At 27.3% G+C, this 20,875-nt stretch carries 23 protein-coding genes; 4 read left to right on the forward strand and 19 right to left on the reverse strand.

Annotated elements, in window-relative coordinates:
• Window positions 1–295: 295 nt before the first annotated feature.
• The 12 genes from HCG70_RS07455 to HCG70_RS07510 all read right to left on the reverse strand — a co-directional run bounded on the left by HCG70_RS07455 (window position 296) and on the right by HCG70_RS07510 (window position 11,109).
• Window positions 296–1,648 carry an alpha-amylase family glycosyl hydrolase gene (locus HCG70_RS07455; RefSeq protein ID WP_055275965.1) on the reverse strand — a complete coding sequence of 451 codons (1,353 nt, stop codon included), beginning with the start codon at window positions 1,646–1,648 and terminating at the stop codon, window positions 296–298.
• Between the two features lie 303 nt (window positions 1,649–1,951).
• Window positions 1,952–2,746, reverse strand: coding sequence for an acetyl-CoA carboxylase carboxyltransferase subunit alpha (locus tag HCG70_RS07460; RefSeq protein WP_154820878.1), 795 nt, complete (start codon window positions 2,744–2,746; stop codon window positions 1,952–1,954).
• Complete coding sequence (gene accD / locus HCG70_RS07465; protein WP_055275967.1) at window positions 2,730–3,608, reverse strand: acetyl-CoA carboxylase, carboxyltransferase subunit beta; 879 nt, start codon at window positions 3,606–3,608, stop codon at window positions 2,730–2,732. Before accD ends, HCG70_RS07460 begins: the two co-directional genes overlap by 17 nt.
• 12 nt (window positions 3,609–3,620) lie before the next feature.
• The gene (locus tag HCG70_RS07470) at window positions 3,621–4,964 is read right to left on the reverse strand and encodes an acetyl-CoA carboxylase biotin carboxylase subunit (RefSeq protein WP_042400333.1); all 1,344 of its coding nucleotides are present in this window, start codon (window positions 4,962–4,964) and stop codon (window positions 3,621–3,623) included.
• 13 nt (window positions 4,965–4,977) lie between these two features.
• The gene (fabZ, locus tag HCG70_RS07475) at window positions 4,978–5,394 is read right to left on the reverse strand and encodes a 3-hydroxyacyl-ACP dehydratase FabZ (protein ID WP_042400336.1); all 417 of its coding nucleotides are present in this window, start codon (window positions 5,392–5,394) and stop codon (window positions 4,978–4,980) included.
• 33 nt (window positions 5,395–5,427) lie between these two features.
• Entirely contained in the window at window positions 5,428–5,901 is a 474-nt protein-coding gene (accB, locus tag HCG70_RS07480) for an acetyl-CoA carboxylase biotin carboxyl carrier protein (protein WP_055275969.1), read from the reverse strand.
• Between the two features lie 6 nt (window positions 5,902–5,907).
• Complete coding sequence (gene fabF / locus HCG70_RS07485; RefSeq protein ID WP_055290851.1) at window positions 5,908–7,143, reverse strand: beta-ketoacyl-ACP synthase II; 1,236 nt, start codon at window positions 7,141–7,143, stop codon at window positions 5,908–5,910.
• 14 nt (window positions 7,144–7,157) lie between these two features.
• A complete protein-coding gene (gene fabG / locus HCG70_RS07490) occupies window positions 7,158–7,901 on the reverse strand; it encodes a 3-oxoacyl-[acyl-carrier-protein] reductase (RefSeq protein WP_042400344.1) in 744 nt (247 codons plus the stop codon).
• A complete protein-coding gene (gene fabD / locus HCG70_RS07495; protein WP_042400346.1) occupies window positions 7,895–8,848 on the reverse strand; it encodes an ACP S-malonyltransferase in 954 nt (317 codons plus the stop codon). Before fabD ends, fabG begins: the two co-directional genes overlap by 7 nt.
• 12 nt (window positions 8,849–8,860) lie before the next feature.
• Window positions 8,861–9,793 (reverse strand): enoyl-[acyl-carrier-protein] reductase FabK, encoded by a 933-nt coding sequence (gene fabK, locus HCG70_RS07500; protein ID WP_055275976.1) that lies wholly within the window; start codon window positions 9,791–9,793, stop codon window positions 8,861–8,863.
• 17 nt (window positions 9,794–9,810) lie between these two features.
• Window positions 9,811–10,038: an acyl carrier protein gene (gene acpP / locus HCG70_RS07505; protein ID WP_042400349.1), complete on the reverse strand. Its 228-nt coding sequence runs from the start codon at window positions 10,036–10,038 to the stop codon at window positions 9,811–9,813.
• 93 nt (window positions 10,039–10,131) lie between these two features.
• The gene (locus HCG70_RS07510) at window positions 10,132–11,109 is read right to left on the reverse strand and encodes a beta-ketoacyl-ACP synthase III (protein WP_042400351.1); all 978 of its coding nucleotides are present in this window, start codon (window positions 11,107–11,109) and stop codon (window positions 10,132–10,134) included.
• A gap of 400 nt (window positions 11,110–11,509) precedes the next feature.
• On the opposite strand from HCG70_RS07510, the gene HCG70_RS07515 reads away from it, so the two are divergent.
• Window positions 11,510–12,562, forward strand: a complete 1,053-nt coding sequence (locus tag HCG70_RS07515; protein WP_055275979.1) for a nitronate monooxygenase family protein — start codon at window positions 11,510–11,512, stop codon at window positions 12,560–12,562.
• A 76-nt stretch (window positions 12,563–12,638) separates the two neighbouring features.
• Here the strand turns inward: HCG70_RS07515 and HCG70_RS07520 are convergent, their stop codons facing one another.
• Window positions 12,639–13,160: a CarD family transcriptional regulator gene (locus tag HCG70_RS07520; protein ID WP_042400356.1), complete on the reverse strand. Its 522-nt coding sequence runs from the start codon at window positions 13,158–13,160 to the stop codon at window positions 12,639–12,641.
• A gap of 281 nt (window positions 13,161–13,441) precedes the next feature.
• Here HCG70_RS07520 and greA point away from each other — a divergent pair, with 281 nt between their 5' ends.
• Complete coding sequence (gene greA / locus HCG70_RS07525; RefSeq protein ID WP_042400359.1) at window positions 13,442–13,906, forward strand: transcription elongation factor GreA; 465 nt, start codon at window positions 13,442–13,444, stop codon at window positions 13,904–13,906.
• Window positions 13,907–13,939: 33 nt separating this feature from the next.
• Here the strand turns inward: greA and HCG70_RS07530 are convergent, their stop codons facing one another.
• The 4 genes from HCG70_RS07530 to HCG70_RS07545 all read right to left on the reverse strand — a co-directional run bounded on the left by HCG70_RS07530 (window position 13,940) and on the right by HCG70_RS07545 (window position 17,777).
• On the reverse strand, window positions 13,940–14,722 hold the full coding sequence (locus HCG70_RS07530; RefSeq protein ID WP_042400362.1) for a hypothetical protein: 783 nt from the start codon (window positions 14,720–14,722) through the stop codon (window positions 13,940–13,942).
• 82 nt (window positions 14,723–14,804) lie between these two features.
• Window positions 14,805–15,320, reverse strand: coding sequence for a GrpB family protein (locus HCG70_RS07535; RefSeq protein ID WP_042400365.1), 516 nt, complete (start codon window positions 15,318–15,320; stop codon window positions 14,805–14,807).
• 358 nt (window positions 15,321–15,678) lie between these two features.
• Window positions 15,679–16,332: a Bax inhibitor-1 family protein gene (locus HCG70_RS07540; protein WP_042400368.1), complete on the reverse strand. Its 654-nt coding sequence runs from the start codon at window positions 16,330–16,332 to the stop codon at window positions 15,679–15,681.
• 53 nt (window positions 16,333–16,385) lie between these two features.
• Window positions 16,386–17,777: an MATE family efflux transporter gene (locus HCG70_RS07545; RefSeq protein WP_042400370.1), complete on the reverse strand. Its 1,392-nt coding sequence runs from the start codon at window positions 17,775–17,777 to the stop codon at window positions 16,386–16,388.
• Between the two features lie 99 nt (window positions 17,778–17,876).
• Here HCG70_RS07545 and HCG70_RS07550 point away from each other — a divergent pair, with 99 nt between their 5' ends.
• Window positions 17,877–18,311, forward strand: a complete 435-nt coding sequence (locus HCG70_RS07550; RefSeq protein ID WP_052330720.1) for a MarR family winged helix-turn-helix transcriptional regulator — start codon at window positions 17,877–17,879, stop codon at window positions 18,309–18,311.
• Between the two features lie 64 nt (window positions 18,312–18,375).
• On the opposite strand, the gene HCG70_RS07555 is transcribed toward HCG70_RS07550, so the two are convergent.
• Window positions 18,376–18,858: an N-acetylmuramoyl-L-alanine amidase family protein gene (locus HCG70_RS07555; RefSeq protein WP_198133999.1), complete on the reverse strand. Its 483-nt coding sequence runs from the start codon at window positions 18,856–18,858 to the stop codon at window positions 18,376–18,378.
• Between the two features lie 113 nt (window positions 18,859–18,971).
• Between HCG70_RS07555 and dusA the strand changes: the two genes are divergently transcribed.
• On the forward strand, window positions 18,972–20,009 hold the full coding sequence (gene dusA / locus HCG70_RS07560; RefSeq protein ID WP_042400373.1) for a tRNA dihydrouridine(20/20a) synthase DusA: 1,038 nt from the start codon (window positions 18,972–18,974) through the stop codon (window positions 20,007–20,009).
• A 54-nt stretch (window positions 20,010–20,063) separates the two neighbouring features.
• On the opposite strand, the gene HCG70_RS07565 is transcribed toward dusA, so the two are convergent.
• The gene (locus tag HCG70_RS07565; protein WP_042400375.1) at window positions 20,064–20,861 is read right to left on the reverse strand and encodes a Cof-type HAD-IIB family hydrolase; all 798 of its coding nucleotides are present in this window, start codon (window positions 20,859–20,861) and stop codon (window positions 20,064–20,066) included.
• Window positions 20,862–20,875 lie beyond the last annotated feature (14 nt).

The raw sequence follows: 20,875 nt of genomic DNA on the forward strand, positions 1-20,875 counted from the left end.
TTACAGTAAAAAATCATTTATACTGCAATTCATTTATTTTATACTCAATATATTTTTTATAATATTAATAAAATATTTAATTAATTATGCTTTAAGAATTCCATATCCTATTTATACACTAAAATTAATTAGTACATTTATGCCACCAATTATATTTATTAATACTGCAATATTTGTAATATTATCGTTTTCATATATAATTAATGCTTATAATGAAAAGTATTAACTAAAATTAAAACTACACAAATTATAAATAGATTTTATGATGATTTATAATTTATGTAGCTTTATTTTTTTATTCTTCTTCTTTTAATATTTTACTACTAAAGGCTGGTATAGAAATGTTTAATTTATAGTCTTTTACATTTAGTTTTTCAGTTTTATCTAGTAGATTAATTAATGTACTATTTGCAAAAGGTACATTAAATTGTAAAATTTCTTCTTTATTATCAAGGTTCAAAGCAATCAAAATCCATTTATCATTATATCCTCTTCCAAAAACAAATTGTTTATTTTTGACTAAAATTTCTTTATAACATCCTTGTGTTAATTCTATATTTTTAGTTCTAATAGATATTAAGTTAGAAATGAACTTTTCTATATTTTTTGCATCAATATCATTTTCAAAATCCTCTAAAAATAATTCTGGTCTTAGGTTTAAATCACTTATCTTTCTATCACCTTCTATTGCCCACTCGCTTCCATAGTAAATTGATGGTATTCCAGGAATAGTAAATAGTATTGTATAAATATTTTTTAAATATTCCTTTGTATTAACCATTGAAGCAATTCTATTTACATCATGGTTATCAACAAAATTATACAAGTCTATATTTTTATAAATACCATAATCACCAAATTCTCTATTTAAAGAATAAGCGATTTCAAAATAATTTTTTTCATTATGACCTGAATATAAACCTTTATATAGTTCATAATTGGTTGCTGAGTGTAACATTTCTGGTGAAGCTATACTATTATAGTCACCATGAATCATTTCGCCCATTAGCCAAAAATCATTTTTAAATTGAGTTGTTTTTTCTCTAAGTTCTTTTAAGAATTCTTTAGGTAATAAATATGCAACATCAAGTCGTATTCCATCTATTTCAAATTCATTTATCCACTTTTCAATTACTTCAAAAAGATAATTTTTAACCTCTTTGTTATATAAGTTAAGTTTGACTAAATCATAATGTCCTTCCCATCCTTCATAATAGAAGCCATCATTATAGTTACTATTTCCATTAAAATTAATATTAAACCATGATGTATATGGTGATTGAGATTTTTTATCTATAACATCTTTAAATGCCCAAAATTCACGTCCAACGTGGTTAAAGACTCCATCAACAATAACGCTAATATTATTATCGTGTAATTTTCTAACTAATTGTTTAAAGTCTGCGTTTGTTCCTAAACGATCATCTATTTTTAAATAATCAATGGTATCATATCCATGATAGGTAGATTGAAATAATGGTCCGAAGTAAATTGAATTTATTCCAAGTTGAGTGAAATGATTTATCCATTTATCATCAATCTTTGATAATCCAGCTTTTTTTGTATAATTTTTTTTATTATTTATCACACCGCAAAACCCTAATGGATATATGTGATAAAATACTGAAGATTTTATTGAATTAATCATGTTATACCCTCCTAAAATTAAATTATTAGTAATCATAATTTAAAACTTCTACCATATAATATATAATATCAAAAAACTCATAATATTCTCCTATATATATAGCCTTTCAGCTTATAATTATTATATTTGTCTGAAAGGCTCAATTTTATAACTATAAAAAAAATTATTTTTAGTGTATAAAATAGAAAAAGTGGCAATAATTATTAATGTAAGATACATTTTGTGTATTGAGCTACACATACCTCTGTATAATTACCTTAAAAAATAAAGGAACAGGTTAAATAAATAACTTGTTCCTTTATTTTAATAAAATTTTCTATAACGTTCATACCTTTGATTAATAAGTTCATTTACATCCATTGATTTTAAATCATTTATTTCTGATATTAATGATTTTTTTAAATCATTCGCTACTGATTTAATATCTGTTTGAGCACCACCAGTAGGCTCATTTATTATTTTTTCAATTACACCGTTAGAAAGCAGATCATAAGCTGTTATTCCCATTACATCTGCTACCTCTTTAGCTTTTGATGAATCTTTTAATAAAATTGATGCAAAACCTTCAGGTGATAAAATAGAATAAACGGAATTTTCTAAAGCCCAAACTCTATCACCACAAGCTAATGCAATGGCACCACCACTTCCACCTTCACCAATAATAATAGAAATAATAGGTGTTTTGATTTGTGAAATTTCAAAAAGATTTCTTGCAATGGCTTCTCCTTGACCTCTTTCTTCAGCTTCAACTCCGCAGTAGGCTCCAGAAGTATTAATAAAACAAATTACTGGTCTATTAAATTTCTCAGCTTCCTTTATTAATCTAAGTGCTTTTCTATAACCTTCTGGATAAGGAGAACCAAAATTTCTTTCCATATTTTCTTTTAAATTTTTTCCTTTTTGGATTCCTATTATAGTTACAGGAGTATTTTCAAGCTTTCCTATACCCCCAATTATAGCTTTATCATCTCCATAGTATCTATCTCCATGTAATTCAAAAAAATTATCAAATATTAATTTTATATAATCCTCTGCGTTTGGTCTATCAATCATTCTAGCTATAGATAATCTATCCCAAGCTTTAATTGCTTTTGTCAATAGAATCACCTCCTGCTTGATTATGCAACCCTAATAGAAGCGATAAAACATTTTTCATTTCATCTCTTTTTACAATATTATCAACAAATCCTTTTTCTAATAAAAATTCAGCACTTTGAAAGTCTTCAGGTAACTGTTCTTTTATTGTGCCTTCAATTACTCTTCTTCCTGCAAAACCAACTAAAGCATGAGGTTCAGCTAAAATTATATCACCTAACATTGCAAAGCTTGCTGTTACACCTCCAGTAGTTGGATCTGTTAAGACAGTTATATAAAGTAATCCGGCTTTACTATGACGAGCAAGAGCTGCACTTACTTTTGCCATTTGCATTAATGATAAAATTCCTTCTTGCATTCTAGCTCCACCTGAGGCAGTGAAAATTATTATTGGCAAATGTTCTTCAATAGCTTTTTCTACAGCTAATGTAATTTTCTCTCCAACAACAGTTCCCATACTTCCCATCATAAAATGAGAATCCATTACACATATCACAGATTTATTACCATTAATTAAACCAGTACCAGTTATAACAGCTTCTGTAATTCCAGAACTATCTTTATATTTAGCTATTTTCTTTTCATAGCCTGGAAATTTCATAGGATTGTTTGTTTCCATATTTCTATTAAATTCTATAAATGAATCTTGATCACATATCAAGTTAATTCTATCGTGAGCTGATAATCTAAAATAATGATTGCAGTTGTTACACATGTAGTAATTTTCTTCTAAGTTTTTCTTATATAATATTTTGCCACAATGGTCACATTTAACCCAGGCTCCATCTGGTACTATTGGGATATCTTTGTTATCAATAAAAGGAACATTTATAACTCCATATTTTTTCTTTTTAAAAATTCTCATAATATCACCAACTTATAGTTTAAATTCATTGCTTATAAAACTAGTATCATAATTTCCTAAGCGAAATAATTCATTATTTAATATACTAATTTGAAAATCTATATTATTATCAACACCATCTATGACAAATTCATCTAATGCTCGTAACATTTTTCTTATAGCTTCTTCTCTAGTTTTTCCATGAGCTATAAGCTTAGCAATCATTGAATCATAAGTAGGTGGAATACTATACCCATTATAAACAGCAGTATCTACTCTTATTCCATTTCCACCAGGAATATTTAAAAAATTTATTTTACCTGGGCATGGAGCAAAACCTTTATTAGGATTTTCAGCATTAATTCTACATTCAATTGCATGACCTTCAATTACAATATCATCCTGAGATAATGATAATTCTTTACCATTTGCTATATTTAATTGTTCCTTTACAATATCTACATTTGTTATCATTTCTGTAACTGGATGCTCAACTTGTATTCTAGTGTTCATTTCCATAAAATAAAAATCACCATGTTTATCAAGTAAAAATTCTATAGTTCCTGCATTTATATAGTTAACTGCTTTTGCTGCATTAACTGCAGCTATTCCCATTTTTTCTCTTAATTTATTACTTAAAATTATAGATGGTGCTTCTTCAAGCACCTTTTGATTTCTTCTTTGAATTGTACAATCTCTTTCACCTAAATGAATTACATTTCCGAAGGAATCAGCTAAAATTTGAAATTCAATATGCCTTGGATTTTCAATAAATTTTTCCATATAAACAGAGTCATCGCCAAAATTATTTTTAGCTTCTGTTTTAGCAGTAAAATATGCATTTTCCAATTCAGATTCGTTAGGTACAATTCTTATTCCTTTACCTCCACCACCTGAAGAGGCCTTTATCATTATAGGGTATCCTATTTTTTTTGCTTCTATTTTAGCTTCTTCAATATTATTTATAAGTCCATCGCTTCCAGGAATAACTGGAACATTTGCTTTTTTCATTATCTCACGTGCCATTGATTTGTTGCCCATTATGCTAATTGTTTCACTACTAGGGCCAATGAATTTTATATTACATTCTTCACACATACTTGCGAAACTTGCCTTTTCTGATAAAAAGCCAAATCCAGGGTGAATGGCATTACAACCAGTAACTACGGCAGCACTCAATATATTACTTTCATTAAGATAAGAATCTTTAGATTTTGAAGTTCCAACACAAATAGCTTCATCTGCAAGTTCTGTATGCATGGCATCTTTATCAATCTCAGAGAAAATAGCAACAGTTTTTATTCCAAGCTCTCTACAAGCACGAATAATTCTTACAGCAATTTCGCCTCTATTAGCTATTAAAACTTTTCTAATCATAAAAATACCTCCATTAACCTACCATAAAGGTTAATTCTCCTTCGCATACCTTTTTATCATCTACATAAGCTATACCATATCCTACTCCAGCTCTACCACGTAACTTTGTAAGTTCAACTTCTAATCTTAATGTATCACCAGGTACAACCTTTCTTCTAAATTTAGCTTTATCTATACCTGCAAAATAAGCAATTTTACCTTTAAATTCATCTTTACTTAATATTGCTACTGCCCCCGTTTGAGCTAAAGCTTCGATTATTAATACACCTGGCATTACAGGCTCTATAGGAAAATGACCTTGAAAATAATTTTCGTTAGCAGTAACATTTTTGATTGCAACTATTTTATTTCCATCTATACTTATAACCCTGTCTATTAATAGAAAAGGATATCTATGGGGTAATATTTCTTTTATTTGATTTATATCCATAAAAATTTCTCCTTATTAACTTATGAAGTATTGTTAAACTATTTTGAAAAGCTCCATTCCAAATTCTACAATATCTTCATCTTCTCTTAATACTTCGATTATCTTTCCATCTACTTCAGCAGTTATTTCATTCATTATTTTCATCGCCTCAATAATGCATAACACATCTCCTTTTTTTACTGTCGTACCTACTTCAACATATGGTGTTCCACCAGGAGTTGAAGAGGAATAATATGTGCCTACTAAAGGTGACTTAACAATTGTTACATTTTCATCAATAATTGGTATATTGTCATTTCTATCTGACATGATTGTATTATTATTAACATTATTTAAGCTTTTAACTAAATCCTCTTGCTGAATATCATTTATAGTTTCATTAATACAGTTAGTAGTATTATTTTTACTTAGTTTTAACTTAATATCACTATCTTCTAATTCAAAAACTCTTAATGACGAGGAATCTATTTCCTTTATCAAATCTTTAATTTGGTTATAGTCTAACAATTTAAGCTACCTCCATTTTTTAAATATAAGAGTTGCATTATGACCACCAAAGCCTAATGAATTTGACATAGAATACTCAATGTTACTTTCTTTACCTTCATTTACTATTAGGTTTATGTCGCAATCAGGATCAGGATGAACATAATTTATTGTTGGTGGCACAAAGTTATCTTCTACTGCTTTAATAGATGCAATTGCTTCTATTGCACCAGCTGCACCTAATAAATGACCAGTCATTGACTTTGTAGAGCTAACATATGGCTTCATATAGTTATCTCCAAAAGCTTTCTTTATTGCTAATGTTTCAACTTTATCATTGATTTCAGTTGCAGTTCCATGTGCATTAATATAAGAGATTTTACTAGGTTCAACATCTGCATCCAACATTGCATCTCTCATAGCTCTATAAGCACCATCTCCATCAGGACAAGGTGAAGTTATATGATATGCATCACAAGTAGAACCATAGCCAACAATTTCACAATAGATATGAGCACCTCTTTTTAAAGCACTTTCAAGTTCTTCTAATATTAATACTCCTGCACCTTCCCCCATTACAAATCCATTTCTCTCTAAATCAAATGGGATAGAGGCTCTATTTCTGTCTTCACTTTTACTTAATGCAGTTAATGATTGGAATGAAGAAATACCAAATTCACAAATTGAAGCTTCTGCTCCACCAGCGAAAATAACATCACAATAACCATCCTTAATGTTTCTATATGCTTCACCTATACAATGAGTTGCTGATGCACATGCTGATGTTATACTAAAGCTGCTACCTAGTAAACCAAATTTAATAGCTATTGTTCCAGAGGCTATATTTGATATTGACATTGGTATAGTTAATGGTGAAACTCTACTAGGTCCTTTAACTACTAAAGTTCTTATTTGAGATTCAAGTGTTGATAACCCTCCAATTCCAGAACCAAAAAAAACACCTATTTTTTCTCTATTAGCTTCATCAAGATTAATTTTACTATCATTTAAAGCTTCAGTAGCCGCAGCTATTGTAAATTGAGTATATCTATCCATTCTTTTTGATTCTTTTTTATCCATATATAATGTAGGATCAAAGTTTTTAACTTCTCCTGCCATTTTAACTTTTAAATTTTCATGATTAAATAATGTAATTTCATCTATTCCATTTTTAGCTGATTTTATTCCAGACCAAAAACTTTCAACATCATTTCCAATTGGTGTTACAGCACCAAGACCTGTTACTACTACTCTTCTTTTCAAAGTAAAACCTCCTTTTAAGCCATTACCATTCCACCATCAACATTTATTACTTGACCAGTAATATAGTCAGATAAACTTGATGATAAAAATAATACTAAATTAGCAACTTCTTTAGGATTACCCATTTTTTTCATAGGTATACTTTTTAATATTTCATCTTTTACTTTATCAGGTAAGCTTTTTGTCATATCAGTATCAATATATCCAGGAGCAACGACATTAACGTTTATGTTTCTAGAAGCTAGCTCTCTAGCCACTGATTTAGAAAAGCCTATTACTCCAGCTTTAGATGCGGCATAATTACATTGTCCTGCATTTCCTACAATACCAACAACTGAAGATATATTAATAATCTTTCCATGCTTTTGTTTAATCATTATTGGTGATATTGATTTTGTAGTATTAAATGTTCCTTTTAAATTTACATCTAAAACACTATTAAAATCTTCATCTTTCATTCTTAATAATAATCCATCTTTAGTTATTCCAGCATTATTTACTAATACATCTATTGAACTAAAATGATTTTTAACTTCAGATATAAAGTTATCTACTTCATCCGATTTACTAACATCACATTTTACAGCAATAGCATCTACTCCAAATTCTTTTATTGAATTAATTAGTTCTTCTACTTCTTCATTATAATTTCTATAGTTTATAGCAATATTAGCACCATTTTGAGCTAATGTTAGTGCTATTTCTTTCCCAATTCCTCTAGTAGCTCCTGTTACTATAATATTTTTATCTTTTAACATTTAGTTTCAACTCCTTCTAATGTCTTATTAAGTGAAGTTAAGTCTTCTACATTAAAGATGTTTACTTTAATTTTTTTACCTCTGCTTATTTCTTTAACGAAGCTACTTAATGTTTTGGAAGGTCCGATTTCTATAAAAGTATCAATGCCTTCATCAATCATTTTTTCAATTGTATTGCTCCATTTAACAGATGATTTCACTTGTTTTTCTAATAAACTTTTAATTTCATCTTTATTTTTAATGAAATCACCTGTTACGTTTGTAATAACTTTTACTTTTGGTTCGTTAAAGACAGTATCATTTAAATGTAACGCTAATTTTTTTGAAGCTTCATTTAACATAGATGTATGAAAAGGACCAGAAACTTTTAATGGGATTACTCTTCTTGCACCTGCTTCTTTTAAAGAATTTTGTGCTAACTCTACAGCTTCCTTCTCGCCTCCAATTACAATTTGATTAGGTGTGTTATAATTAGCAATTTCAACAATACCTTTATTAGATATACTATCTAAATTAGATTTTATTATATCTTCATTCAATCCTATAACAGCTGCCATTGCACCAAGTCCAGGAGGTACAGCTTCCTGCATTAATTGACCTCTTTTCCTAACAAGTTTTAATGCACTTTCAAAGTCAATGGAATTACTTGCTACTAAAGCAGAGTATTCTCCTAAACTTAGACCTGCAACAATTTCAGGTTCAATACCTTTTTCATTTAATATTCTTAAGATTGCAATAGAAGTAGTTAGTATTGCTGGTTGAGTATTTTCTGTAATATCTAATTCTTCTTTATTACCATTAAAAATCATATTTTTAATATCAAATTGTAAGATTTCATTTGCTCTATTAAAAACATCCCTACAAACAGGATAGTTATCATATAATTCCTTGCCCATTCCAATATATTGTGAACCTTGGCCTGAAAAAATAAAAGCTATTCTCATAATTCCTCCATTTGTTTATGAATTAAAATTGCACTTAATATTGTCATATTCATTAAACATTTCTTCAATTATTTCTTTTACACTTTGTATTTTATTTACCATTCCAGATATTTGACCTGCCATTAATGAACCATTATCAATATCTCCATCTATAACAGCTTTTTTCAAAGCACCTTTTCCTAATTCTTCGAGCTCCTCGATATTTACATTGTTATTTTCAAGCTTTAAATACTCTTTAGCTAATTTATTTTTTATAACTTGAACAGGATGCCCTGTAGATCTTCCGGTTACTACAGTATCAATATCTTTAGCTTTAACTACTGCATTTTTATAGTTTTGATGTATTTGACACTCCTCTGAAGCTAAGAATCTTGTTCCAACTTGAACAGCACTTGCTCCAAGAGTGAAAGCAGCAGCAATACCTCTACCGTCTGCAATTCCTCCAGCTCCGATTACTGGAATATTAACAGCATCACATACTTGTGGAAGTAAAACTATTGTTGTTAATTTACCAACATGACCACCTGATTCACATCCTTCAGCAATTACAGCATCTACTCCACTTCTTTCCATTCTCTTAGCCAGTGCTACAGAAGCTACTACTGGAATAACTATAATACCTGCGTTTTTCCATTTTTCGATGTACTTACCAGGATTCCCAGCACCAGTAGTTATAACTTTAACACCTTCTTCAATTGCTATATCTGCTAGCTCATCAGCATTATCAGATAAAAGCATAATATTCAATCCAAATGGTTTATCTGTCAATTTTTTTGTTTTTCTGATTTCTTCTCGTATATGGCTAGCAGGAGCATTAGCTCCTGCTATAATTCCTAATCCTCCTGCATTTGAAACAGCAGCAGCTAAATTACTTTCAGAAACCCAGGCCATGCCTCCTTGAAAAATAGGATACTTAATACCTATAAGATTACATATATCCTTTTTCATAGTTTTTACCTCCAATACTAATTAGCTGTTGCTTTTTCAATAAATGATACAGCATCTGAAACTGTTTTTATATTTTCAACATCTTCTACTTTTACATTAAAAGTATCTTCAAGTTCCATGATAACTTGGAATAAATCTAAAGAATCAGCATCTAAATCTTCTATAAATCTAGTTTCTAATTGTACATCTTCTTCATTAACTCCTAATTGTTCTACTATTATTTCCTTTATTTTATCGAATATCATATTACTTCCTCCAAAAATTCTTTATTTTTACAATATATATTATTATTGACATTTTAAATAAATTTAATTAGTCATTTCTATTTATTTTTTAAATTACCATTCTAATAATATTCCACTCCAAGTAAGGCCACCACCAAAAGCAACTAATATTACCTTATCACCTTTATTAATAAGCCCTTTATCTATAGATTCACTTAATACTATTGGAACACTTGCTGCAGAGGTGTTACCATATTGTTCAAGATTCATTAAGAACTTGTCCCTACTTAAATTTAATTTTTTAGCAGCATCATCTATAATTCTAGAGTTAGCTTGGTGTGGTATTATATACTTTATATTCTCAATATTTTCATTAGATTTTTGCAATAAATCATTTACTACTTTTGGGATTATTGATATTGCAAACTTAAATACTTCTCTGCCATCCATTTCTATAAATTCTTTTCTTTCTAAAGTAGAATCAGAAAAAGGGGTTTTAATTGGAAATTGATTAGACGATAATGCCTTCAATCCATTAGTTCCATCAGAACCAACACAGGTACTTATTATTCCAGAACTATCATTAGAAGTTTCTAGTATAGCTGCACCTGCCCCATCTCCGAACAATACACATGTATTACGATCAGTCCAATCTACTATTCTTGAAAGAACTTCGCTTCCAATTACTAAAGCTCTTTTACCTTCTCCACATTTTAATAATGAATTAGCTATTACTGATGAATATAAAAAACCTGAGCATGCTGCACTTATATCGAAAGCCGCTGCATTTATACATCCTAATCTTTGCTGTACACTACATGCAGTTGATGGCATAAGCCTATCTGGTGATGTTGTAGCTACAATAATAAAATCAATACTTTCAGGAGTACAATTAGCCATTTTCATAGCATTTTTAGCTGCATTAACTGCTAAATCAACAGTTCCTTCACCACTTGAAATTCTTCTTTGAGATATTCCAGTTCTTTTAATGATCCATTCATGTGACGTGTCAACAATTTCTGATAATTGATTGTTTGTTACGATATTTTCAGGACAATAATGCCCAACTCCTATAAACTTCACTAAACTCATCTTAACACCTTTGTTTTTAAAATATAATTATTTGATAATCAAATTAAAATGTTAAAAATATAAAATATTAAGTAATTTAATATTTTTATCTTAAGCAACTTATAATAAATAATAAGTTATATTTTTCCTTTGTATGTTTTATCGAGTTTTCCTTTTGTTTTATATAAATAATAATAAATAATTTCTAATTAATAATTTTATAAAATAAAAAAATGCTTTTAAAAAATGTTAAATATTTCACTCCTTTCTCAAATATTTTGACCATCAAACATCTTTATCATAATTCTACTTTTAAATTTTGTCAATAATTTTTTTGTTTATTGCCTTTTTAGATAATTTATATTATACTTTGAAATATATTTTGATTATCAAAGTATTTTTCGTAGAAGGAGTAAAAAAAATGAAATTGAAAGAATTAAAAATTGGAAACATATTGTCGAAATTACCTATTATACAAGGTGGTATGGGAGTTGGAATTTCACTTTCTAACTTGGCTGGTAATGTTGCTAAAAATGGGGCTATTGGAATTATTTCAGCTGCACATCCTGGATATCGTGAAAAGGATTTCGAAACTAATACATTAGAAGCTAATATTAGAGCTTTAAAAAAGCATATACTTAAAGCAAAGGAAATTAGTAATAATGGAATTATAGGAGTTAATTTAATGGTTGCTATGAATAATTACAAAGAATTAGTTGAAGCAACTATTGAAGGTGGTGCTGATTTAATTATTTCAGGAGCTGGATTACCATTGAAATTACCAGAATATACAAAAGATAGTTCTATAAAAATATTGCCAATAGTGTCATCTACAAAAGCTACTAAATTAATATTAACTTATTGGAAAAAACATTATAATAAAATTGCAGATGGGATTATCATTGAAGGGCCAAAGGCAGGCGGACATCTAGGATTTAAGGGTGATAAAATTGAAAGCGAAATTGAAAAATTTGATGATAATGTAATTGATATCTTAAAAACTGTTAAAGAATTTGAAGAAGAAAATAATCAAGATATTCCTGTAATTGTTGGTGGTGGCGTTTTTGATAATAATGATATAAAGAAATATATGAATTTAGGGGCTAGCGGTGTGCAAATTGGTACAAGATTCGTAGCTACTAATGAATGTGATGCTGATATAAGATATAAAAATGCATATGTTAACTGTACTAAAAAAGATATACAAATTGTAAAAAGTCCTGTTGGTATGCCTGGAAGAGCTATTAAAAATAAATTTTTAGAAAAGATAGCAAGTGAAGGTGAAAAAATAACAAAATGTTACAATTGTCTTGTTCCATGTAATCCATCAACTACACCATATTGTATTAGCAAGGCTCTTATAAATGCAGCTTATGGCGATATTGATAATGGTTTGATTTTTTGTGGATCTAATGCATATAGAATAGATAAAATAGTTCCAGTATCTCAACTAATAGATGAACTAATTTCATAGAGAAATATCTATTATTTTATATTATGGGTAAGGTGTTTTAGTAAAATACCTTACCCTCTAATTTTAGATTAAATAATTAAAAATTCAAATTTTGTTTTTCTTCTGGGGATAATTCACCTAAAATGAAAGGTAAAACTTCATCTACTTTGATATTTAATACTAATGCAAATTCTTCATGCAAAAGCTTTTCAGCTTCATTCATAATTTTTTCATCTCCAGCATTAAGTTTCTTACCCTCTTCTTTTTTTCTTAGCTTTTCCATATATAGTGTCTTAATAAGCTTAACTATATCTTTCTTATTACCCTTTTTTAATATTTCATTGTACGTTTCTTTTCTTAAATTCATATCATCAATCCAGATAGTTTCATTATCAGGCATTGTTTTGATTAAATCGTATACCTCTTCTTTAGTCATAATTTTTCTAATGCTAATTTTGTCGTTATCAATTGGTGCATATATAGTTGAATTAGTATCATATGCTGGTTTTAGAATGTAATATTCTCTTTCTTTATTAAATCCAAATTTCTTTTTAACAATATCGATTATTTTACAAACACCTGTTGATCCATAAATGATATATTCATTTTTTGAAAACATAAACCTTTCCTCCTAACAAAAAAAGTGTAATTTATCGGCAACTGGACTTACGTTGAACATCGACAAACTACACGTTGTATTTTAAATTTATTATGATATTTAATTTTATATTATAGTATAATTATACATCTTTAAAAAATTAATTTCAAATGAGAAATTAATTTTAAGTTTAAGTAAAAATATTATTGGAATTTTTTCGTTTCTTATAATGATATCTTTATTTTTATTTAATAAATCTTTATAATATTATCATAATAATTTTTAGGAGAGATACGCTTTTTATGAAAAAAATATTAACTGAATCAAATATTAAAAAATTACAAGAAGAATTAGAATATAGAATGACTGTTCGTAGAGCAGAAATTGCTAAAGAAAAATTAATTGCAGCAGCTCATGGTGATAGATCAGAAAATGCAGAATATAAAGCTGCATGTGAAGAATATAGAGAAAATGATAATAGGATACAACACTTATTAACATTAATTACAACATCAACTATTATTGATGATGAACGAATGGATAAATCTATTATTGGAATAAATACAAAAGCTAAAATTAAATTTTTAGATGATGATTTCGAAGATACAATTACCCTAGTTACTACGTTAGATGCAAAGCCAGAAGATATGTTAATTAGTATTGAATCTGACTTAGGAAAAGCTCTAGTTGGAAAAAAAGCTGGGGATATAGCTGAAGTAATGGCACCTGGTGAAAATTATAAGGTGGAAATACTTGAAATTTTATAATAAATAAAAATGGTAGTATAATTGCTACCATTTTTATTTTAAGTTTATATTTATTTCATCTAAATTTGGAAATTCATATTCATTAATTTCAATTTCTTTAAGAAGATTAATTACATCATTAAAATTTTTAACTAAATTTATATTTTTATGTCTTAAGAGTGACTCTAAAGAAGAATTTTCCCACTCTATCCATCTGATATAATTATCTCTTTCTTCTTTATACTTTTTAAAAGTAGACTCTTCTATAAGGTTATCAGTTATTTCATCACATAAAAAAAAGTTACAAATATAAGTTCTATATTTTTTATTTAATGTACAACCTTGACCATCTATTACAAAGGGACAAGCTCGAAAGAACATAGAAACATCATTTATAACTCTAGGTTTTTTTATACTATTATTTTTATCTGAATCATATTCATTATATTCTTCATATATATAATATTCATCATTTTCAGAAATAATTTCACTTCTGACTTCTTTAATTTGTTCCTCTGTTGCATATGGTAATTCACATGTCCCATTATTTTTTATATATTTATCATGACTATCATAATCAAAATATCCAACTGCATGAATATAGTAATTATATATTTTAATATTAGGCAGTTTTAAAATCCTATTTAAAGTAGAAATCCCTTCTTCACTTTTTATCATCTTCTGTATATCATATAAAGTAAACTTGGGGAAATACCAACAACAACCTCTATTTTTAACTTTACATAAGCTTTTCCCAAAAATGCTATTACATTTATAGCATAAGCTACATCCAAATTGAGGTGTGCCTTCAGTATTAGTTATAAAAATTTTTTCCATTGGTACAATCTCCTATAAAAATAAATTTGATTTTTGCTAATATTATATCATTATAAATAATTATAAATAAAGATAACTTTTCTTATAGCAAATTCAATTTTTTATAGATTTCTTTTACATATTCTGATTTTAGCTTAATATATGTTTCAATATTATTTGGATATAAATTAGCTGCTTCAAGTTTAATATTGTTATATTTATTAAGACTGTCTTTATTTTCTTTTAAATAGGCTTTAAACGCTAAATGTCTTTTTAATTCTTTTGACTTTCTTGAACATATAAATAAATTGTGATCCATTAAATTAGTATTACCAACATATTTGAATATTTTCATATCTTTATTACTTTTATTTTCTTCATAAGTATAACCAAGTTTTTTTAATTTTTTTAATAATATGTTAAAACAATCGTAAGTTGGAATTACAATATCGATATCTATCACAGGATTTGAAGCTAATCCTTCAACCGATGTACTACCAACATGTTCTACATCAATAATTATATCAGCTAAAGATAAAACTATAATGTTCTTTATTTTTTCAAATTCTATTCTCCATTTTTTATCATAAGGTAAAACTTCAACTTGTTTAGTTTTCATTTTTCCTCCTAAAAAATTACTAATTGGATATACGTAATGTATAAATTGTTTAAACATAAATAGAACAAAAAAGATAAATATATCTTTAATGTTACTTTTTTTATAAATATATATAACTTTAATTCCTTATGTTTATTTATATTTTATAACTCATTAATATATTCAATAAAATTATGATTATATAATATATTAGTAATTAAGAGCACTATTATATAGTTTAATTATAAATTAATATGTTATTAAATATTGAGTTATGCTTTAATTGAAAATATTATAATTAATGAAACTAAAAAACTATTATTATGCTTTTAAGATAAAATCATAATAATAGTTTTGTGAACTAATGTTTAAGTAAATCTTAATTATCATTTTTTAATATTGATACAAATCTTAATAAATCAACTAAAAGATTTAAAAAGCTTATAAAAATTGAGAAAGAAAAAGTAACAATTTCACTTTCAGATAAAATACTATACTTACACCTACTTTGTATTGATTTCATAATTACTAATGCATAAACTGAATAAATTACTATTCCTATTGCAGAAATAATTAAATCAAATGTTCCAAACTTAAAGAAAAATATATTTATAAATTCTAATATTAGTAGCACCAGTATTCCAATTGTTATCATTGGTCCTAATCGAAAAATAGTTTCTTCACTTTGATTTAATGCTACTAAATAAGAAATACCAAAAATAAGAACTACACCTATAACTATTGAAATAAATGTACCTGCTCCTAAATTATAAAAATAATATACATATGTCGATCCGGTTAATATTCCTAAAATAAAGGCATAAATGTTCATACTCACTTTATTAGGAACAAATCCGCCTCTTCTTGTAAAGGCTGATACCAATATTAAAATGAAAAATGCTATATTTAACATATATCTAATACTATAAGGTATAAAATTTACTCCAATAAAGGACCCAAGTGCTAAGAAAACTAAAGCAATAAAAAATGTTTTTAAAATTTCTAAATAATTTTTCTTTGCAATACTATCCAAAAAAATCACCTTCTTAGTTATTATATTTTTTTTATATTTTACTTTAGTTTTATTTACTGTACTTCTTCAGTATTATCAGTATTATTTGATATTTCATTCATAGCTTTTTTAAATTGAATGTAAAACAATATTGCAGTAGTTGAAACAGCAATGAAATCTGCTACGGGTTCAGCCATAAATACAGCTGTTGTTTTGTCTGAAATAAATATTGGCATAATATATATTAATGGAATTAATAATATTATTTTTCTTAATAAAGCTAAAAATAATGAAGTTTTTGCATTTCCTAAAGCAATAAATGATTGCTGACAAGCTATTTGTATTCCAAATATACCAGATAAGGCCATATATATTCTTAAGGCATTACTTGTAAAATCTAATAGTTCAGGATCATTATTAAATATTAGTACAAATGATTTTGGCGTTATCATTGCTAAAGCCCATAATATCATAGAATAAGTTACACATGATATAAGCAATATTTTAAATGCCTTTTTTACACGTTCTGGATTTTTTGCACCGTAATTATAGCTAAGAATCGGTTGTCCTCCTTGTGTCAAACCATTAAGAGGAAGCATTGAAAATTGCATAACACTAGTTAAAATAGTCATTGCTCCAACTGCAATATCTCCACCATACTTTAAAAGTGATGAATTAAAGCAAACAGCTATTAAACTTTCAGTTGCTTGCATGATAAATGGTGCTAAACCTAATGCAATAGAAGGTAAAACAATGTTTTTTGATAAAGATAAATTTTTTCTTTTAATTTTTAATGTTGTTTTCTTACCTGTTAAGAATTTTAAAATCCATAGCATTGATAATGCTTGAGAAATTATCGTTGCTAGTGCAGCACCTGATACTCCCATATTAAATCCAAAAATTAAAATTGGATCAAGTACTATGTTAAAAATCGCGCCAATTAAGACAGTCATCATGCTTACTTTTGCAAATCCTTGAGCACTGATGAAAGCATTTAATCCTAATGTTAATTGTACAAATATAGTACCTATACTATAAATTTTCATATAACTAGTTGCATACTCTATTGTGTTTTCACTTGCACCGAAAATTAATAATAGATCTTCAGCAAAGAAAAAGAAAATTAAAGTTAATATAATTGATATAATTACTAATAATGAGAAAGAATTTCCTAAAGTTTTTTCAGCATTATCTTTTTCTCCTTTTCCTAAGAAGATGGATGCTCTAGGTGCTGCCCCCATACTTACTAATGCTGCAAAAGCAGAAATAAGCATAATAAGTGGTAAACACACTCCTACCCCAGTAAGGGCTAACTTACCAACTTCGGCTATATGGCCTATATACATTCTATCAACTAAATTATATAATAAGTTGATTATTTGTGCGGCAATTGCAGGAACTGCTAATTTGAAAAGTAATTTGCCGACACTACAAGTTCCTAATTCTTCTGTTTGATTTTGTTGCATTATAAATTCTCCTTTAAAATAAATTGACAAATATATAATATTCACATAAAATAGTTTATAAAGAAACTGTTTTCCTGTCAACTATATTGGAGGATTATTATGATATATAATTTAAATATTACAAAAATGCTATATTCATTTAAGCATATTAATGAGTTATACTATAAACTTTCTTGTGAAGCAGCTAAAAAATGTGGTATTACAAAACCAGAAGCAGATATTTTAGCATTTCTATTTAATAATCCAAAGTGTGATACTGCTAAAGATATTGTTCAATTAAAAGGGTTTTCTAAGGCTTATGTTTCAAAAGCTGTAGAACCATTATTAAAAAAGGGATTTATTTCAATAGAAGTTGATAAATCTGATAGAAGATGTCAGCATTTAAAATTAACTTCTCAATCCGAAGAAATTGTTGGTGAATTACACAAGATACAGATGGAATTCCTCAAGAAATTAACAAATAATATTCCAGAAGAAGATATATTAACATTTCTTGAGGTAACAGAAAAGTTTGCAAATAATTCACACTTATAACATTCAATAAATAAAAGAACATTTTTAATATATGTTCTTTTATTTTTTTAATACAAAACAAATATTAGGAATTACAGAGAGTTCTCTTAAACTCATACCATTTACACCAATTATTTTTCATAAATGATTTTGGACATTTCTTTCTTGAAGCATCATAATGTCGAACTACATTATTAATAGAAATATTATATTTTTTCATTAAAAATTTGATTAATTCTAATGTTGATTGTAAAGTTGCTTCAGTAGGATTCCCATCTTTTTCAATACATATCTCTATACCCAAAGAATTTTGATTAGTTATTCCGTACTTTCCATGACCATCACCGCAATGCCAGCTATAATTAACATCACTGTCAACTGTTTGAATAATTTGTTTTGAATCTACAAAGAAATCTGCACTAGCATTTTTATTTTCGCTATTAAAGTAATTATAATGGTATTCAGCATCTAAGCCTGGGTTATCAGTATCGTGTATCACAATGTATTTAGGTTTTTCATTTCTTTTTGTGAAATTAAATTTAATAAATCTTTGTTTTATTAAAATCATTACCTATCACCTACTTTTAAAAATTTATCATATTTATGTTTATTTATATAAGTAATCAAAATTTATTATGCTATAATAAAATTGACTAATTTCAAAAATTAGAAAGGATACAAATGATGGAAAAATATATTTCAAATATAAAAACACCTAAAATAAGTATTGCTCCAATGGTTGACAAATCACATAGACATTTTAGATATTTCTGCAGATTAATGAATAAAGAAATTCTATTATATACAGAAATGGTAACAGCACAAGCAATACTAAATGGTGAATTAGATAAAATTCTTTATTTTAGAGAAGAAGAAGGTAATGTTGCACTGCAAATTGCTGCATCTAATCCTGAAGATGCTTATAAAGCAGTTAAGAAAGCAAATTCATATAATTATTCTGAAATAAATTTAAATTGTGGCTGTCCATCTGATAGGGTTTCAGGAAATTTAATGGGTGCCGCATTAATGTCAGATAGAAAATTAGTATATGAAATATTACTTGCTATGAAAGAAGCTACAAATAAACCAATAACTATTAAGCATAGAATAGGAATTGATGGCACAGGAATAATTCAAGATAAAAATGCTAAAGTAATAATGGATGGATACGATGATTTATTAGAATTTTTAGATACTGTATCTAAAGCAAAACCAGATAGATACACTGTTCATGCTCGTTCAGCAATTTTAAAAGGATTAAGTCCAAAAGATAATAGAGAAATACCTCCTCTAGATTATGATATGGTTTATAGATTAAAAAAAGATTTTGATTATTTAAATATTGAAATCAATGGTGGATTTAAAACAGTTGAATCAATTAAAGATGCTCTTACTAAAGTTGATGGGGTTATGATTGGTAGAGCTGCATATGAGGATTGTTATCTATTAGCTAATTTACAAAAAGTTGATAATGAAAATTTAAAACCTATTTCGCGTGGAGAAATAATAAAATCATATATTCCATATGTTAAAGAAGAAATCGCTAATGGCAGTAATGTGCATCTACTAGCTGCTCCACTACATAGCTTATTTCAAGGTCAACCTGGAAGTAAACAATATAAACAGCTTTTATCATCTGGAAATATAAAAAAGGATACTTTTGTTCAAATTTTATATAATATTTTAGAAAGCATGCCAGAGAATAGTCTTTGGTGCTAAATGTAAAAGTTAAAACTCTCTTAAAAGATATTAAATCAATTAAGAGAGTTTTTATTATTTTTTAAGTATAAATCTTTCAATTCCAGTTGCTACACCATCATCGTGTATTGATGTTGTGATTTCATTTGCATATTTCTTAATACTATCGCATGCATTACCCATAGCTATTCCACATCCAACAGTTTCTAACATTTCGATATCATTTTTACCATCACCGAAAGCATAACTATTATTTATATCAATATCTAAGTATTCTAAAGCTTTAATTATACCAGTTGCTTTTGTATTTTTCTTTGAATACAATTCAAATGATTTTAATGCTATGCTATTAACATAATCATAATCCTCATTTCTTTGAACTATATTTAAGCATTTTTCTACTGTTTCATCATTAGGACACATCATTTCAATTTTATATATTCCAATATCATCTAAAGAATAGTTAACTTTAAACAATTCTTTTGAAACTCCTACTGTGTCATAAAAGTCATGAAATTCTTTAAAACACTCTTTCATATATGAGTGATATTCACCTTCCAACACATATTGAATATTAAGATTTTCTAATTCATCTACTAAATTGCTAACAAAAGATTTATCTAGATATTCACTAAAAATAGTTTTATTTTTAATAATGACATGTGCTCCATTAGCTAGCACAAATCCATCAAAGCCAAAATCTAATATTGATTTACTTAAAAAGGCATATGGTCTACCAGTTGCTATAAAAACATAATGCCCTTCTTCTTGTAAGGAATGAATAGCTTGTTTAACTTTTGGTGTTATATCAACAATTCCATTCATATAATCTAATAATGTTCCATCTATATCGAAAAATATAGCTTTTTTCATTTAATCCCCTCCAT

This window comes from Clostridium sp. K04 (genome assembly GCF_019734375.1).
Lineage (GTDB): Bacteria > Bacillota > Clostridia > Clostridiales > Clostridiaceae > Clostridium > Clostridium saudiense.